General features: G+C 41.7%; 19 protein-coding genes. 8 read left to right on the plus strand and 11 right to left on the minus strand.

Annotated features, from left to right (window positions below):
• Window positions 1-170 precede the first annotated feature (170 nt).
• Window positions 171-1,085, plus strand: a complete 915-nt coding sequence (locus tag ACZ07B_RS08755) for a class I SAM-dependent methyltransferase (protein ID WP_049139907.1) — start codon at window positions 171-173, stop codon at window positions 1,083-1,085.
• A 77-nt stretch (window positions 1,086-1,162) separates the two neighbouring features.
• Here ACZ07B_RS08755 and ACZ07B_RS08760 read toward each other — a convergent pair whose 3' ends face one another.
• The 3 genes from ACZ07B_RS08760 to ACZ07B_RS08770 all read right to left on the minus strand — a co-directional run bounded on the left by ACZ07B_RS08760 (window position 1,163) and on the right by ACZ07B_RS08770 (window position 2,742).
• A complete protein-coding gene (locus ACZ07B_RS08760; RefSeq protein ID WP_003232296.1) occupies window positions 1,163-1,591 on the minus strand; it encodes a GNAT family N-acetyltransferase in 429 nt (142 codons plus the stop codon).
• A gap of 25 nt (window positions 1,592-1,616) precedes the next feature.
• Window positions 1,617-2,414: an inositol-1-monophosphatase gene (gene suhB / locus ACZ07B_RS08765; RefSeq protein WP_086343803.1), complete on the minus strand. Its 798-nt coding sequence runs from the start codon at window positions 2,412-2,414 to the stop codon at window positions 1,617-1,619.
• A gap of 139 nt (window positions 2,415-2,553) precedes the next feature.
• On the minus strand, window positions 2,554-2,742 hold the full coding sequence (locus tag ACZ07B_RS08770) for a hypothetical protein (protein WP_009967148.1): 189 nt from the start codon (window positions 2,740-2,742) through the stop codon (window positions 2,554-2,556).
• A 239-nt stretch (window positions 2,743-2,981) separates the two neighbouring features.
• Between ACZ07B_RS08770 and ACZ07B_RS08775 the strand changes: the two genes are divergently transcribed.
• A complete protein-coding gene (locus ACZ07B_RS08775) occupies window positions 2,982-3,620 on the plus strand; it encodes a YktB family protein (RefSeq protein ID WP_015252167.1) in 639 nt (212 codons plus the stop codon).
• 32 nt (window positions 3,621-3,652) lie between these two features.
• Here the strand turns inward: ACZ07B_RS08775 and ACZ07B_RS08780 are convergent, their stop codons facing one another.
• On the minus strand, window positions 3,653-3,919 hold the full coding sequence (locus ACZ07B_RS08780; RefSeq protein WP_003245382.1) for a UPF0223 family protein: 267 nt from the start codon (window positions 3,917-3,919) through the stop codon (window positions 3,653-3,655).
• Window positions 3,920-4,103: 184 nt separating this feature from the next.
• Between ACZ07B_RS08780 and speA the strand changes: the two genes are divergently transcribed.
• Window positions 4,104-5,576, plus strand: a complete 1,473-nt coding sequence (speA, locus tag ACZ07B_RS08785) for an arginine decarboxylase (RefSeq protein WP_014479695.1) — start codon at window positions 4,104-4,106, stop codon at window positions 5,574-5,576.
• A gap of 38 nt (window positions 5,577-5,614) precedes the next feature.
• Here speA and ACZ07B_RS08790 read toward each other — a convergent pair whose 3' ends face one another.
• A complete protein-coding gene (locus tag ACZ07B_RS08790) occupies window positions 5,615-5,734 on the minus strand; it encodes a GapA-binding peptide SR1P (protein ID WP_003232305.1) in 120 nt (39 codons plus the stop codon).
• 418 nt (window positions 5,735-6,152) lie between these two features.
• Between ACZ07B_RS08790 and slp the strand changes: the two genes are divergently transcribed.
• Complete coding sequence (gene slp, locus ACZ07B_RS08795) at window positions 6,153-6,527, plus strand: peptidoglycan-associated lipoprotein Slp (protein WP_003245672.1); 375 nt, start codon at window positions 6,153-6,155, stop codon at window positions 6,525-6,527.
• Window positions 6,528-6,571: 44 nt separating this feature from the next.
• Here the strand turns inward: slp and lpdA are convergent, their stop codons facing one another.
• The 5 genes from lpdA to ACZ07B_RS08820 form a co-directional block, all read right to left on the minus strand.
• The gene (lpdA, locus tag ACZ07B_RS08800) at window positions 6,572-7,984 is read right to left on the minus strand and encodes a dihydrolipoyl dehydrogenase (protein ID WP_003232309.1); all 1,413 of its coding nucleotides are present in this window, start codon (window positions 7,982-7,984) and stop codon (window positions 6,572-6,574) included.
• Between the two features lie 4 nt (window positions 7,985-7,988).
• Entirely contained in the window at window positions 7,989-9,317 is a 1,329-nt protein-coding gene (gene pdhC / locus ACZ07B_RS08805) for a pyruvate dehydrogenase complex dihydrolipoyllysine-residue acetyltransferase (RefSeq protein ID WP_003232311.1), read from the minus strand.
• Window positions 9,318-9,431: 114 nt separating this feature from the next.
• The gene (pdhB, locus tag ACZ07B_RS08810) at window positions 9,432-10,409 is read right to left on the minus strand and encodes a pyruvate dehydrogenase complex E1 component subunit beta (RefSeq protein ID WP_014113660.1); all 978 of its coding nucleotides are present in this window, start codon (window positions 10,407-10,409) and stop codon (window positions 9,432-9,434) included.
• A 3-nt stretch (window positions 10,410-10,412) separates the two neighbouring features.
• Window positions 10,413-11,528, minus strand: coding sequence for a pyruvate dehydrogenase (acetyl-transferring) E1 component subunit alpha (pdhA, locus tag ACZ07B_RS08815; protein ID WP_003222294.1), 1,116 nt, complete (start codon window positions 11,526-11,528; stop codon window positions 10,413-10,415).
• Window positions 11,529-11,951: 423 nt separating this feature from the next.
• Window positions 11,952-12,623: a YkyA family protein gene (locus ACZ07B_RS08820; RefSeq protein WP_217019653.1), complete on the minus strand. Its 672-nt coding sequence runs from the start codon at window positions 12,621-12,623 to the stop codon at window positions 11,952-11,954.
• Window positions 12,624-12,836: 213 nt separating this feature from the next.
• On the opposite strand from ACZ07B_RS08820, the gene ACZ07B_RS08825 reads away from it, so the two are divergent.
• A complete protein-coding gene (locus tag ACZ07B_RS08825) occupies window positions 12,837-12,995 on the plus strand; it encodes a YjcZ family sporulation protein (protein ID WP_003232317.1) in 159 nt (52 codons plus the stop codon).
• Window positions 12,996-13,104: 109 nt separating this feature from the next.
• Window positions 13,105-13,659: a peptide deformylase gene (def, locus tag ACZ07B_RS08830; RefSeq protein WP_003245474.1), complete on the plus strand. Its 555-nt coding sequence runs from the start codon at window positions 13,105-13,107 to the stop codon at window positions 13,657-13,659.
• Between the two features lie 35 nt (window positions 13,660-13,694).
• On the opposite strand, the gene ACZ07B_RS08835 is transcribed toward def, so the two are convergent.
• Window positions 13,695-14,468: a Cof-type HAD-IIB family hydrolase gene (locus tag ACZ07B_RS08835; RefSeq protein WP_015252170.1), complete on the minus strand. Its 774-nt coding sequence runs from the start codon at window positions 14,466-14,468 to the stop codon at window positions 13,695-13,697.
• A 385-nt stretch (window positions 14,469-14,853) separates the two neighbouring features.
• Between ACZ07B_RS08835 and rnpZA the strand changes: the two genes are divergently transcribed.
• Window positions 14,854-15,063 (plus strand): RNA polymerase subunit omega 1, encoded by a 210-nt coding sequence (gene rnpZA, locus ACZ07B_RS08840; protein ID WP_003222303.1) that lies wholly within the window; start codon window positions 14,854-14,856, stop codon window positions 15,061-15,063.
• Between the two features lie 5 nt (window positions 15,064-15,068).
• Window positions 15,069-16,736 carry a ribonuclease J1 gene (gene rnjA / locus ACZ07B_RS08845; protein ID WP_003245660.1) on the plus strand — a complete coding sequence of 556 codons (1,668 nt, stop codon included), beginning with the start codon at window positions 15,069-15,071 and terminating at the stop codon, window positions 16,734-16,736.
• The last annotated feature ends 18 nt before the right edge of the window (window positions 16,737-16,754 follow it).

A 16,754-nucleotide genomic window follows, 5' to 3' on the forward strand; every position in this document is an offset into this window, starting at 1 on the left:
GACGAATTCTGCTACAGGTCACGTGGCTATGTGAAGGATCGCGCGTCCAGTTAAGAGCAAAAACATTGACAAAAAAAATTATTTATGCTAAAATTTACTATTAATATATTTGTATGTATAATAAGATTCTCCTGGCCAGGGGAATCTTATTTTTTGTGGAGGATCATTTCATGAGGAAAAATGAGTCCAGCTTAACGTCTCTAATTTCAGCTTTTGCCCGTGCATATCACAGCCGATATGACACACCTCTTATTTTTGATGATTTTATCGCAAAAGATCTCATTAACGAAAAAGAGTTTATCGACATCAGTAAAAATATGATTCAAGGAATATCGTTTTTCAACAAAGAGATCGCCGAACGTCTTCAAAATGATCCTGAAAAAATATTAAAATGGGTTGCACAAATCCAGCTGTCTCCCACGCCCCTAGCACGTGCTTCTTATTGTGAAAAAGTCTTGCACAACGAATTAATGCTGGGAGCAAAACAGTATGTCATTCTTGGAGCGGGGCTGGATACTTTCTGCTTTCGGCATCCAGAATTAGAAAACAGCTTACAGGTTTTCGAGGTTGACCATCCGGCTACACAGCAATTCAAAAAAAATAAGCTGAAGGATGCAAATCTGACAATTCCGGGTCATCTTCATTTTGTTCCTATGGATTTCACCAAAACGTTTTCATATGATCCTCTTTTAGATGAAGGATTTAAGAACACAAAAACATTCTTCAGCCTTCTCGGAGTGTCTTATTATGTAACACAGGAAGAAAATGCAAGCTTGATAAGCAATTTATTTTCTCATGTCCCGCCTGGAAGCTCTATTGTTTTTGATTATGCGGACGAAACACTTTTTACAGCAAAAGGGACGTCGAATCGAGTTGAACATATGGTGAAGATGGCTGCCGCAAGCGGGGAACCGATGAAATCATGTTTCACTTATCAAGAGATTGAACATCTGTTAGAGTCATCTGGTTTACTGATCTATGAACATCTATCACCAGACGACATCAATGACCTTTTCTTTAGTAATCGAAAAGACAATTTGTCAGCGTTTGAAACGATTCATTATATTCATGCGGTAAAAAAATAATTTTCAAATCATCAGAAGCCTCTCAATGTTTGAGAGGCTTTTTATTGAACCCGCATGCAGCAAATAAGCTGCCATTATCATACGGCAGCTTCTGCTAAAGGCTTCACCAGGATCATAAATGATTTGCCTTTCTCATCTTTTTCCGTTTTCAGCTGTTCAAAGCCGCATTGGCTTAAAAACAGTATCCATTCCCTGCGCTCAATGGGAACTCCCGCAAACATCGCTTTATGTTTCGCTCTAAGCAATTTGCTGATCTGTTCAATGATCATCTTCGCATGTCCCTTTTTTTCTTCAGCCGGGTCAATCAGGACCGTTCCGAGCCACGGCTTACCGTTTGAAGGAGACCACTCGAGATGGTAGCTGACGGCAACAGGCATACCGTCTTTTTCCCATACAAGCCATGAACCGTTGTACATGGAGTAGGAAATGATATAGTCTTCTGCATCTTTATCTCCAAACTCCTCCTCTTTCCATACAGGATGAGCCTCCGCGAGCTTTTCTAACAAGCTGAGATCATCCTGCTCAAATGGCCTACTTCCGAGCATGAAGATACTCTTCAAATATCGTTTTATGTATAGATGGGTTTCCGGCTAGCACACTGTGGTTTTCTAAAAAGGTAAACGGCTCTCCTTCAATGGTCGTATAGGTGCCTCCTACTTCATTTAACAGCACACAGCCGGCTGCGTAGTCCCATGGCGCAAGCCGCATCGTGATGTAAGCATCTATTCTTCCTGCCGCGACATTTGCCAGCTCTAAAGCGGCAGACCCGTAGGAGCGTGTGCCTCTGACTCTTTTCACAAGTGGCGCTAACACACTTTGATCAATTCTTCTATTTTCCGTTACCCATGTTGCATTAATGGCAAGAATCGCTTCTTCAATGACGGTTTCTTTTAATGGAGCCAGCTTCGTTTCATTCATATAAGCTCCTCTGCCGCTAAATGCGTGATACAGCTCATCGTGCACCACATCATAAATTAAACCGATTTTCCCTTCACCGTTTTCAAAAATCCCAATGGAAATCGCAAAATTTCTTTGCTGGTGCACAAAATTCATCGTCCCATCAATCGGATCAATAATCCATACGACTCCCTCAAGTGAGTGGATTTTGTCTCCTTGCCCCTCTTCACCGAGTATCCGATGTCCCGGAAATGTTTCTTGAATTCGATCAATGAAAAACTTTTCGGTTTCTTTGTCAATATTGGTGACTAAATCATTCGGATTTGATTTCGTTTCAATTGTCAGGCTTTCATGCATGGATTGTTTAATTCTCGCGCCTGCTTCTCTTATCCATTTCTTTGCAATCTCATCAATTTCCGTCCAATTTGTCATTCGTTCGTACCTCTCTTCTATGTAGACCTTTTATTTTATAGGATACTGATAACGGCAATGAAAAAGCAAGGAAAATGAAAAATATCCCTTCTCACGTAAAAACGAACCATTCATGCGGTTCGTTTTCACTATCGCTTTTTTACCCGTTAAGACGAATCCATTCTTTTCTAAGTCGCTCAAGTTTGTTTTTGCTTTGTTCAATCTGCTCTTCATTTTCTTTCTGCATTGCTTCATATAGGGTTGCCAATTCATAATCAACCTCTAGTCTCCAGACAGCAACACGATTGTTTTTCTCTTCCTTAAATCCCTCTTTTACAACTTGCCTCATTGTCTTTCGCCCCTTCCAGAGATCATTTGTTTGTAAAAAAGCATCCCATTTTGCCATTCAACAATGATTACTTCTTATATCGTATGATTGTTCTATTTACGCGCAACATGATTCTGAAAATTGTGTGTTTACCTACTCGTTTATTACCACATTTCCCCTTACTTCAAACGCGCTCAATCTTTTTGAAGCTCGTATGAACTGTGATAAAATATGTATACTTAGCATGAAGGAGGAAAATCATGACACAAATGCGTTTCACTGAAGAAGACTTTAACACATTTACAATAGAAGGCTTAGACGCGCGCATGGAAGTATTAAAAGAGACGGTCCGTCCGAAGCTTACAGCTCTAGGCGAACATTTTGCCCCAACTTTATCAGCTTTAACCGGAGATGAAATGTTTCCGCATGTGGCAAAGCACGCAAGAAGATCCGTCAATCCCCCGGCTGACAGCTGGGTGGCGTTCGCAAACAGCAAAAGAGGCTATAAAAAACTGCCGCATTTCCAAATTGGTTTATGGGAAAGCCACGTCTTTGTATGGTTCGCGATTATTTATGAATCCCCTATCAAAGAAGAATACGGCAAATTGCTTGAAGTGAACCAAGAAACCATTACGAAAAATATCCCTGACAGCTTCGTTTGGTCTGCAGATCACACAAAACCGGGAGTACATAAACAGTCTGAAATGGACAAGGAGCAGCTGAAGACACTGTTTGAGCGTTTGCAGACTGTAAAGAAAGCTGAGCTGTTATGCGGCATCCAGCTCCAAAAAGAAGAAGTGCTGAATATGAATAACCAGGAATTCCTTCAGCGTATCGACGATGCCTTTAAGCAGCTTGCTTTTCTGTACCGTCTCACCCAAAAAGTATCACAAGCATAAAAAAGAGCCGGGATATCCCCCGGCTCTTTTTCTTACATTTTAATCTTCGCGTGATCAGATTCTCTCGCCTGTTTGACCGTGCGATAAGGAGAATATGTACTTTGTTCCTCAAACTCGCCGCATAGCTTTTTTTCTTCGGCCTTCCCCGGTACAATTTCCTTGAAACGGCGGTAAGCTTTAAGCAGTTCTTCACGATCCGCTCCTTTTTCATATGCAAGCTCAACCTGCTGGAAAAATGCAATCACATCCACTGCTTCTTCGGTTGTCCAATCTTCATTCATCGGATATTGATACTCCATTTTCTTCACTCCTTGTAGATTTACTTCCCTTAAGAGAAAGCATCTTCATTTGATCATAAATTGTTCTTTACATTCTTTCAAGTTCATAATATAATTCATTTGTTTTACGTCTAAAAAACGGTTGAGAAACTGATTTTAATACACACTATTATGCATAGGTATGATTACAAAGGTGGGAAAACAATTGTCGCAACATGAAACACCCTTATACACAGGACTGAAAAAGCATGCAAGCAGACAGCCTGTTCAATTCCACATTCCCGGCCATAAAAAAGGGGCAGGAATGGACCCAGAATTCAGACAATTTATCGGTGAAAACGCGTTAAGCATAGATTTGATTAATATTGAACCATTAGACGATCTGCACGCGCCAAAAGGCATTATTAAACAAGCACAAGATCTGGCTGCTGAAGCATTTGGCGCGGATCACACATTTTTTTCTGTTCAAGGAACAAGCGGCGCCATTATGACAATGGTAATGGCTGTTTGCGGACCTGGCGATAAAATTATTATTCCAAGAAATGTTCATAAATCAATTATGACAGCTATTGTATTTTCCGGAGCGGTTCCAATTTTTATTCATCCTGAAATTGACAATGAGTTGGGCATCTCCCACGGCATTACACTTGAATCTGCTAAACGGGCGCTTACCGAACATCCGGATGCAAAAGGGCTTCTCGTCATCAACCCGACATATTTCGGTGTTGCAGCCGACTTAAAAAGCATCGTAGAACTCGCTCATTCGTTTGATGTGCCAGTGCTTGTGGATGAAGCACACGGCGTTCACATTCATTTTCACGACGAATTGCCGCTATCGGCTATGCAGGCAGGAGCGGACATAGCAGCGACAAGTGTCCACAAACTGGGCGGATCACTGACACAAAGCTCTATTTTAAACATGAGAGAAGGCCTTGTATCTAAAGACAGAGTGCAATCCATCCTGAGCATGCTGACAACTACGTCAACTTCTTACTTGCTTCTCGCTTCTTTGGATGTTGCCAGAAAACGCCTTGCAACAGAAGGCCACCAGCTTGCTGAGGAAACACTCAAGCTTGCCAATCAGACGAGAGATCGCCTCAATCAGATTGAAGGCATTTATTGTGTCGGTTCTGAGATTCTTGGGTCGAAAGCAGCTTACAGCTATGATCCGACAAAATTGATTATCTCTGTGAAAAGTCTTGGCCTGACAGGACATGACGTGGAAAAATGGCTTCGTGAATCCTTTAATATTGAGGTTGAGCTTTCTGATCTGTACAATATTTTGTGTATTTTCACTCCTGGTGACAGCCAAAATGATGCAGACCGGCTTGTAGAGGCTTTAACTGAGATCGCACAGCAAATGTCAGAACAAGATGTAACACATCAGCAAACTGAGGTTCTGCTTCCAGAAATACCTTTATTGGCAATGACTCCGCGTGATGCTTTTTATGCAAATACGGAAGTCATCCCATTAAAAGAAGCATCCGGACGGATTATTGCTGAATTTGTCATGGTATATCCGCCTGGTATTCCAATCTTCATTCCAGGAGAAATTATTACAGAAGAAAACATCAGCTACATTTTTAAAAACCTTGACGCAGGCCTCCCTGTTCAAGGACCTGAGGACTCGACTTTACATATGATCCGGGTCATCAAAGAACAAAAAGCAATTCAATAAAAAATAAAAAGCATGCGGCTTAAAGCCGCATGCTTTTTTTACTCTTCATCAACAGGACATTGACATTGTCCGCAGCATGTTCCGTATAATGTTGTCACTTTCTCATCTTCAAAGTAATGAATGGCTTCGTTGCAATCTTGGCAAACAATCGTACCCATCTCTTATTCCCCATTTCTTTGAAATTTGAAAACGCTTAATTTCTTTTGTTGTTATTATATTAATATGTCACATTTAAAATGTCAACAACAAACTGTATAACACATTTTATTTTATCTCATCATATTCACCTTGTTTTTCCATTTTCCATCATACAATATCTTCTTCATACAGAAGCTTTACTCGATATATATGCCACAGCACATAATGTAATTTCACGTTTTCTTGAACTTTCATCCAAGAATGCAGCAAAAAATTCAATATACCCCAGGTTGCTATTTTAAACGATTGATATAATATGTAATCTCACTTTAAAAACGGTTTCAATTATATAACAATTAGGTAACAAGAAGCAGATCAAGCCGCCTCTCGTGATAAACTAAAGCTAGTTAACTACTGTTTATACAGAGGAGAAGATAGATGCGATATCGCGCGGTATTCCCCATGCTGATAATAGTATTTGCTTTATCGGGCTGTACGCTTTCCACCATCAATCCGATGAAAAAAAGCCGGATTGACAACATTCATCATACACAAATCCTGTTTTTTTCTGATGAGAACCAAATAGACCAGGAAGCGCCTTATTACGATGCACTGCTTGATTTAGAAAAAGATTATCCCGAGCAAATAGATAAAATGAAGGTCTATGATAAAAAAGAAGGCTGGGAAGATGAGATTGAAACTGTCCCTACCCTTATGGTTGTTGATCAGCGCCATGTCGTGGTGAAAATCGAGGGATGTGTGAAAAAGAAAGAAGACATCATTAAACCATTACAGCATGTGCTGTCAAAATAAAAAAACAGCCCCGCTTTGAGCGAGGGCTGTTTTTGATATGAAAATTATTTTACAATGTGAATCGGACTTCCGATTGCCACTTCAGCAGCTTCCATTGTGATTTCGCCCAATGTTGGGTGAGCGTGAATTGTCATCGCGATATCTTCAGCAGTCATGCCGCCTTCAATCGCTAAGCTTAATTCAGAAATCATATCAGAAGCACTTGCTCCGGCGATTTGCGCACCGATCACAAGACCATCCTCTTTACGAGTGATCAGCTTCATGAAGCCGTCTGTTTCGTTAAGAGAAAGCGCACGGCCGTTTGCTGCAAATGGGAATTTAGCAGCAACAATGTCAAGACCTTCTTCTTTCGCCTGTGCTTCAGTGTAACCAACTGATGCAAGTTCAGGCTCAGAGAAAACAACCGCAGGAATACCAAGGTAATCAATTTCTGCAGGCTCTCCAGCGATAGCTTCTGCAGCGATTTTACCTTCGTAAGATGCTTTATGAGCAAGCGGCGGTCCTTCGATGATATCACCGATTGCATAAATATTAGGTACGTTTGTGCGACACTGTTTGTCAGTTTTCACGATACCGCGGTCCGTCATTTCGATACCGACTTGCTCAAGACCAAGCTCATCAGTGTTTGGACGGCGTCCTACTGTAATCAATACGTAATCAGCATCAACAGTTTTTTCTTCGCCTTTCACTTCGAAAGTAACTGTTACGCCGTCTGGTCTTTCTTCAACGCCTTTAGCCATCGCGTTTGTATGGATTTCAACGTTGCCTTTTTTCTTCAGTCTGCGTGTAACGAGAGAACTCATTTGTTTTTCGAAGCCAGGAAGAATTTCATCTCCGCCTTCAAGAATAACAAGTTCAGTACCGAAGTTAGCATACGCAGTTCCAAGTTCAGTTCCGATGTATCCGCCGCCGATAACAACGAGCTTTTTAGGAATTTCTTTAAGAGCCAAAGCGCCAGTTGAATTCAGCACACGCTCACTATATTTGAAGTTTGGCAATTCGATAGGACGAGATCCAGTAGCAATGATTGCGTTTTTGAACGTGTATGTTTGAGCAGAGTTCTCATCCATCACACGAACTGAATTGCTGTCTACAAAGTAAGCTTCACCTTTTACAACATCTACTTTGTTACCTTTAAGAAGACCTGCTACACCGCCAGTAAGCTTGTTGACAACAGAAGCTTTCCATTCTTGAACTTTTGTGAAATCAACTGTTACATTCTCAGCAGTGATTCCCATGTCATCAGAATGTTTTGCATTCTCATAACGGTGACCTGCATTGATCAGCGCTTTTGAAGGGATACATCCAACGTTCAGACAAACGCCTCCAAGAGTTGCTTTTTCAACGACTGTTACTTTTTGTCCAAGCTGTGCAGCGCGGATGGCAGCTACATAGCCGCCAGGTCCCGCACCAATTACAAGAGTATCTGTTTCAATAGGGAAATCTCCTACTACCATAACATTACGCCTCCATTAAAATTAATTGTGGATCGTTCAGTAAACGCTTGATGTGATTTAATGCATTTTGCGCAGTTGCTCCGTCGATCATACGGTGGTCGAAGCTGAGAGAAAGAGCTAAGACTGGAGCTGCTACGATTTCGCCATCACGAACAATCGCTTTTTCTGCAATGCGTCCGATACCAAGAATCGCAACTTCTGGATGGTTGATAACCGGAGTGAACCATTGTCCGCCGGCAGAACCGATGTTTGTAATTGTGCAAGATGCGCCTTTCATTTCAGCTGGAGCAAGCTTGCCTTCACGAGCTTTTGTTGCAAGGCCATTGATTTCATCAGAAATTTCAAAGACAGATTTACGATCTGCATTTTTCACAACCGGTACAAGCAAGCCTTTTTCAGTGTCAGCAGCGATACCGATGTTGAAGTAATGTTTTTGGATGACTTCATCTGTTTTATCGTCAATTGACGTGTTTAAAACAGGGAATTTTTTCAGTGCAGATGTAAGAGCTTTTACAACGTAAGGCAAGTAAGTCAGCTTGATTCCTTGATCAGCAGCAACCTGTTTGAACTGTTTACGATGTGCAACAAGGTTTGTTACGTCCACTTCGTCCATTAACGTTACGTGAGGAGCAGTGTGTTTAGAGTTAACCATCGCTTTTGCAATTGCTTTACGGATACCGCTCATTTTTTCGCGTGTTTCTGGGAATTCGCCCTCTGGAGCTGGTGCAGCAGCCGGTTTAGCAGCTGTTTCTTGTGGTGCAGCTGTTTCTTGCGGTGCAGCTTCTTGCGCTCCTCCGTTTACAAAGCTGTCGATATCTTCTTTTACAACACGTCCGTTGTTGCCTGAACCAGTAACCTTACGGATGTCTACGCCTTTTTCACGAGCATATTTACGTACGGAAGGCATAGCGATCACGCGTTTGTTCGGGTCAACTTCAGCTTGATCCTGCTGTCCTGCGCCAGTAGCTTTTGCAGGCTCTTGAGCTTGCTCTTCTTTCGCAACGTCTTGTCCAGCTTCTGCAGTTGACTGAACTTGTGCTTCAGTTTTCGCATCGTCAGACTCGTCGCTGCCTTTAAATTGAAGATCTTCGTAACCAGGTGCATCAAACGTAATAATCGTTTGTCCAACAGTTGCAACCGTTCCCTCTTCAACTTTTAATTCTAATACTTTTCCTTTAACAGGTGAAGGAATTTCTACTACTGCTTTATCATTTTGGACTTCAGCCAGTACATCATCTTCGTCTACCTCGTCGTTAGGCTTGACAAACCATTTTACGATTTCGCCTTCGTGGATACCTTCCCCGATATCTGGAAGTTTAAATTCAAATGCCACAGTTCTCGACCTCCTAGTTTGATTAAGCAATTTTAAAGTTTACATCGTAAGCATTGAAAACAGATATATAATAGAGGGAAAACGTTCATCTTCCCTCTCGATTATGCAGTTTGATTAAAATTCAAGCACTTTTCTTGCTGTTTCAAGAACGTCTTTATGGTTTGGAAGCCATACGCTCTCCGCTTGAGAGAAAGGAAATACTGTATCTGGCGCTGCAACGCGAAGTACAGGTGCTTCCAAGCTCAGGATCGCACGGTCATTAATTTCTGCTACTACGTTTGCAGCAATACCGGCTTGTTTTTGTGCCTCTTGAACGACAATCGCGCGTCCTGTTTTTTCTACAGAAGCGATAATTGTATCGATATCAAGTGGGCTTACTGTACGAAGGTCGACAACTTCAGCAGAAATGCCGTCTTTTTCAAGCTCCTCAGCAGCTTTTAATGATTCATGAACCATTGCGCCGTAAGTGATGATTGAAAGATCAGTACCTTCACGTTTCACGTCAGCTTTTCCAAGCTCAATTGTGTATTCTTCTTCAGGAACTTCCTGACGGAAAGAACGGTAAAGCTTCATATGCTCTAAGAAGACAACAGGATCGTTGTCTCTGATCGCAGAAATTAAAAGTCCTTTGGCATCGTAAGGAGTTGATGGAATCACAACTTTGATACCAGGCTGTTGTGCAACAAGACCTTCCAAGCTGTCAGCGTGAAGTTCAGGAGTATGAACACCGCCGCCGAATGGAGAACGAATTGTTACAGGTGAAGTCCAGCGTCCGCCAGAACGGTAGCGCATACGAGCCATTTGGCCAGAAACTGAATCCATTACTTCATAAACAAATCCGAAGAATTGGATTTCCATTACCGGACGGAAGCCGTTTAAGCCTAAACCAAGGGCAAGACCGCCGATACCAGATTCAGCAAGTGGCGTGTCAAACACACGGTCTTCACCGAATTCTTTTTGCAATCCTTCTGTCGCACGGAATACGCCGCCGTTTACACCAACGTCTTCTCCGAAAACTAAGACATTTTCGTCATTTTTCAGTTCTGTGCGTAACGCATCCGTGATTGCTTGAATCATTGTCATTTGCGCCATGGCTTACTTCGACTCCTTCTGTGTATAAATTTCAAATTGCTCCTCAAGGTTGTGAGGCATTTTTTCGTACATAATTTTCATTAAATCAGTTACTTTTTGCTTCGGTTCAGCATCAGCTTTTTTGATCGCTTGCTTAATTTCTTCTTTCGCATCCTCAATCACTTTTGCTTCTTCTTCTTCAGACCATAAGCCTTTGTTTTCAAGGAACGCACGGAAACGTACAAGCGGATCTTTTTGTTCCCACTCATTTTCGATTTCTTTTGTACGATATTTAGTAGGATCGTCACCAGCCATTGTGTGCGGGCCATAACGGAATGTAAGTGTTTCAATTAGTGTTGGACCTTCGCCGTTGATTGCGCGCTCGCGTGCTTCAGCAGTTGCTGCGTATACAGCAAGCGGATCCATTCCGTCTACTTGTACGCCGACAATACCGGCAGCTACAGCTTTTTGTGCAATTGTTTCAGCTGCAGATTGTTTTTCAACAGGAGTTGAAATCGCGTAACGGTTGTTTTGCACCACGAAGATTGCAGGTGCTTTATAAGCTCCAGCAAAGTTAATTCCTTCGTAGAAGTCCCCTTGAGAAGCTCCGCCGTCACCAGTGTAAGTGATTGCGACAGCTTTCTTACCGCGTTTTTTAAGACCTAGCGCAACACCGGCAGTTTGAATGTATTGAGCACCGATAATGATTTGTGGAGAAAGGGCATTCACATCATCAGGCATTTGGTTTCCTCTGAAATGTCCGCGAGAGAAAAGAAACGCTTGATATAATGGAAGGCCGTGCCAAATTAACTGAGGCACATCACGGTATCCAGGAAGAACAAAGTCTTCTTTTTCAAGCGCGAAATGCGTTGCAATCTGAGAAGCTTCTTGACCCGCAGTAGGAGCGTAAAATCCGAGACGTCCTTGACGGTTTAATGAGATAGAGCGTTGGTCAAGCACACGCGTAAATACCATGCGGCGCATTAGCTCTTTTAATTGATCATCAGTTAAATCAGGCATCGCCGCTTCATTCACGACTTCTCCCTTTTCATTTAAAATTTGGAACGTTTCGAACTGCTTTTTAATGGCATCAAATTGCTTCTTACTGTCAACGATAGCTTTTTTCGTTTTTGCAGCCATACTAAGTCACCTCTTCCTTTCTTTTAAACAGTCATTAGACGTGCATTCCTTTTATACATACAAACTTAGGGTACCCTAAAGTATCAGCAGTAAGTCGTATTATATTTTAGCCGATCCCCAGTTTGCCAAAACCTTTTATGTAGGATAGTTACACTCTGCTTTGAACTGTATTATTTCGAAGTTGTAAAAAACTAATACAACACCGCTTAACATGGATTAGTTTACACCAAATAAAGAAGAACCGTCAATCGTTTTCATCGCTGATTTTCAATAAATGTATTCGCTTTACATTTTCAGCAAAAAAACAGATGCCAACCGCACCCAAAACTGTACTAGTATACCTTACTATGCTGTACTACAATAGAAATGAAAATTTTGAACGAAATCTGTATCGCATTATATTCAAAAAAAGAGCTGATCGAGTCAGCTCTTTTTCACACGATAGTTTGCAGCATCATATAAATCTTCCCGGGCTTTATTATATTTTTCGGTTTGTTCATTAAATTCTCCGCTATATTTAAGGATCTTTTCATAAGAAGCATTGACTTTATCGATCTGCTGATCCAGATCATCTCTTGTCAAGTCTTTGTCTTTCAGCTGCATATACAGTTTTTTATTAAGCTCAAGCGCTTTTTTATACTCTTTATACATGGTGCCATATGATGTATATCTTTTCTCCATATGGTTTGCTGCGGCATCGGCCTTTTCTTTTATGTCTTTTTCCTTAATATGTTCCGCTGACGTTTTTGCTTCCTCAAATTCTGTTTCCGATTTTTTCATGCTGTCATTTTCAAGCTTTAGGTGTTCTTCGCGCTTGCTGACATTTTCAAGCGCCTTATCAGATAAAGCAACAATTTTTTTATAATCATCCATATTGAGCTTCATAACACTATCGTAAAGCTGATTTTCTTTGGCCTCTAATTCTTTGAGTGTGTTTTGTTCTTCTTGAAACGGCTTTTCCGATTCCGCGGCTTTTTCTAATGAATGATGAAGTGAATCAACCGGGTCCTGTCCCATGCATCCTGTTAATATCAGTGCCATGGCACAAAAAGCTCCGATCTTGATTCCAGGCCGCCGTTTTATAGCGTCTTTCACGTTAAATCCCCCAATCTTGACAATTTCTACTATAGAATCCATGGGGACATTTGGCAATAACCGTGCTGTATAAATGCAATACTGAAATTAAATCAAAAAAGTGAAAAATCAGGACAGATGACCATACAACTTTTTTGTTTTTACATAGGTTATATTAGACGCTATGCCTACTTATAAAGGCTCTGGCGTAATTAAAAGAGGAGGTTATGTAATATGTATGGATATGGTTACGGCGGAGGCTGCTGCAGTTATGGTGGTTACGGATATGGTGGCTGCGGATATGGCTACGGCCGCACCTTTGCGCTAATCGTTGTTTTATTCATTCTGTTAATCATTGTCGGAGCTGCTTATTTAGGCGGAGGCTGTTGCTAACCACACAGCATGAAATTGACCAGCCATATACGGCTGGTCATTCGTTTCGTTGCACCTTTGTGAAGAAATCCGATATAATTTACATATTAAGCTTTAGGAGTGAAGTTTCTTGATTACTATGGAAAACATCGTACGTGACGGCCATCCAGCCCTCAGAGAGACTGCCGAACCTGTTGAGCTGCCTCCAACTGATGCAGAAAAACAGCAGCTGGCCGACATGATCGAATTTGTTAAAAACAGCCAAAATCCGGAATTAGCCGAAAAATACAAGCTGCGCCCTGGCGTAGGACTCGCAGCTCCTCAAATTAATATCAAAAAACGAATGATCGCCGTTCATGCGGAAGATGCTTCCGGTAAACTATACAGCTATGCTCTGTTTAATCCTAAGATCGTCAGCCATTCAGTTGAAAAAAGCTACTTAACAAGCGGCGAGGGCTGCCTCTCTGTAGATGAAGCGATTCCCGGTTATGTTCCCCGCTATGCTCGCATCAGAGTAAAAGGAACAACACTAGAAGGCGAAAATATTGATATTCGTTTAAAAGGATTTCCGGCTATTGTGTTTCAGCATGAGATCGATCATTTGAACGGCGTTATGTTCTATGATCATATTGACAAGGAAAATCCTTTCAAAGAACCTGAAAATGCAATCGCAATTGAGCGCTAAAAGAAAAAACGGCTGGCACAATGCCAGCCATTTCTTTATTTTAAAAGGCCCAATTCTTTGACAGCGTATGCAATTCCATCCTCGTCCACCGGCTTTGTTACAAAGTCCGCGATTTCTTTCAGTTCGGGAACAGCATTTCCCATAGCAACGCCTGTCCCTACATATTCAATCATTTGCAGATCATTTAATCCGTCGCCGAAAGCATATGTATCGCCGATATCAAACGGAAGACGCTCAATCACTTTTTTGATTCCTTCTGCCTTCGAACCTCCGTGCGGCAGAACATCAGTCGATAGCTCATGCCAGCGAACTAGATCAAACTCAGGAAAAGCGGCATAAGCTTTTTCTTCTTCATCCTGACAAAATAAAAGAAGCTGAAAAATTTCTTTTCCTTCATAAAAAAGGTCATCGGTCTCTGGATAATCGGTTTTAAGGCTGCCGATTCCCTCGAGAACATGAGGGTGATCCGCAACAGTCGCTTTCATCGTGTCCTCAGCCATAAACACAACAGGATGCTTGCCTTCATCCGCCTGCTTTAATAATCGCCTGATTGCATCTTCAGGCAGCGGATTTTTATAAATCACTTGATTTTCAAAGACAACAAACTGTCCATTGTAGGAAATAAATGAGTGGATGCCCAGCTCCTCCAAAATCGGCTTAACCAAAAATGGAGACCGGCCGCTGGCAATAAACACATGATGCCCTTGGCGCTGCAGCTCCGCCACGGTTTTTCTCGTACTTTCCGGTATATTCTTATCATGATCATATATTGTGCCGTCAATATCAAAAAAGATTAATTTAGAATCCATCGCAACTTCCCCTTTATCGTCTTGGTCTGCAATTCCCACCCTCATCATACAAAAAGATTGTCATTCAGCAAACAATTTCGTTCAAAAATCATATTAAATTCCATTAATAACCACGAAAAGTCTTCCTCAATCTCCGTATACTATTTGTATAAAAGAACTCTGGGACAAATTTTTCATTAAAGGAGGGACTGGCTAATGCTGCGTAAATTAAGAAAGAAACTCAGAAGACAATGGAACGGAATGCTCCGTAAGAAAGCAATTGCCTGACAAGGGATCTTTCACTTTTTGAGAGATCCTTATTTTGCTCAAGGCTTTCCTTATATTCCGTTTTCGAATATAATAGAATGAGCGAGTCTAACATACGGCATTTAAGGAGAGATTTGGAATGATTTATAAGGTATTTTATCAAGAGAAGGCTGACGAAGTACCTGTTCGGGAAAAGACAGATTCACTTTATATTGAAGGCGTATCTGAGCGTGACGTCAGAACAAAGCTGAAAGAAAAGAAATTTAATATTGAGTTTATTACACCTGTTGATGGTGCATTCTTAGAATATGAACAACAGAGCGAAAATTTTAAAGTATTGGAGTTATGAGCGGTATGAAATTTGTAAAAAATGATCAGACTGCTGTTTTCGCCCTCGGAGGTTTGGGCGAAATCGGTAAAAATACGTACGCGGTGCAATTCCAGGATGAAATTGTGCTGATTGATGCGGGGATCAAGTTTCCCGAGGACGAACTGCTCGGAATTGACTACGTCATCCCTGATTATACGTATTTAGTCAAAAACGAAGATAAAATTAAAGGGCTTTTTATCACCCACGGGCACGAAGACCACATCGGCGGTATTCCATACCTGCTCAGACAAGTGAATATTCCTGTATACGGCGGAAAACTCGCGATCGGCTTACTTCGGAATAAACTTGAAGAGCATGGATTATTGAGACAGACGAAACTGAACATTATCGGCGAGGATGATATTGTAAAGTTCCGCAAAACGGCTGTGTCATTCTTTAGAACAACACACAGTATTCCGGATTCCTACGGCATTGTTGTAAAAACTCCGCCCGGAAACATCGTACATACTGGGGATTTCAAATTCGACTTTACTCCAGTCGGCGAGCCGGCAAACTTAACGAAAATGGCCGAAATCGGTAAAGAGGGCGTTTTGTGCCTTCTTTCAGACAGCACAAACAGTGAAAATCCGGAGTTTACCATGTCTGAGCGCCGTGTAGGAGAAAGCATTCATGACATTTTCCGCAAGGTGGACGGCCGAATTATCTTCGCTACATTTGCGTCGAATATTCACCGCTTGCAGCAGGTAATTGAAGCTGCTGTACAAAATGGAAGAAAAGTTGCCGTATTTGGACGCAGTATGGAATCGGCTATCGAAATTGGACAGACACTCGGTTATATTAACTGTCCTAAAAATACGTTTATTGAGCATAACGAAATCAATCGTATGCCTGCTAATAAAGTAACAATTTTATGTACAGGAAGCCAAGGGGAACCAATGGCGGCGTTATCAAGAATTGCAAACGGCACACACCGCCAAATTTCAATCAATCCTGGGGATACAGTCGTATTTTCTTCATCACCTATCCCAGGCAACACAATCAGCGTGAGTCGAACAATCAACCAGCTGTATCGTGCGGGTGCTGAGGTTATTCACGGCCCTCTTAACGATATCCATACATCCGGTCACGGCGGACAGGAAGAACAGAAGCTGATGCTTCGTTTAATCAAGCCTAAATTCTTCATGCCGATTCACGGTGAGTACAGAATGCAAAAGATGCATGTCAAGCTTGCAACAGATTGTGGCATCCCAGAGGAAAACTGCTTTATCATGGATAATGGTGAAGTATTAGCGCTTAAAGGCGATGAGGCTTCAGTTGCAGGAAAAATCCCGTCCGGTTCAGTGTACATTGACGGAAGCGGTATCGGTGATATTGGCAATATCGTACTTCGTGATCGCAGAATTCTCTCTGAAGAAGGACTTGTCATCGTTGTTGTCAGCATTGACATGGACGACTTCAAGATTTCAGCGGGTCCTGATTTGATTTCCAGAGGATTTGTGTACATGAGAGAATCTGGCGACTTGATCAACGATGCTCAAGAGCTCATTTCAAATCACTTACAAAAAGTAATGGAACGAAAAACGACTCAATGGTCTGAAATCAAAAACGAAATTACAGACACGCTTGCACCTTTCTTGTACGAAAAAACAAAGCGCCGTCCAATGATCCTGCCGATCATTATGGAGGTTTAAAAAAAGAGGCACTCTCTA

The organism is Bacillus sp. 9.4, from assembly GCF_055486415.1.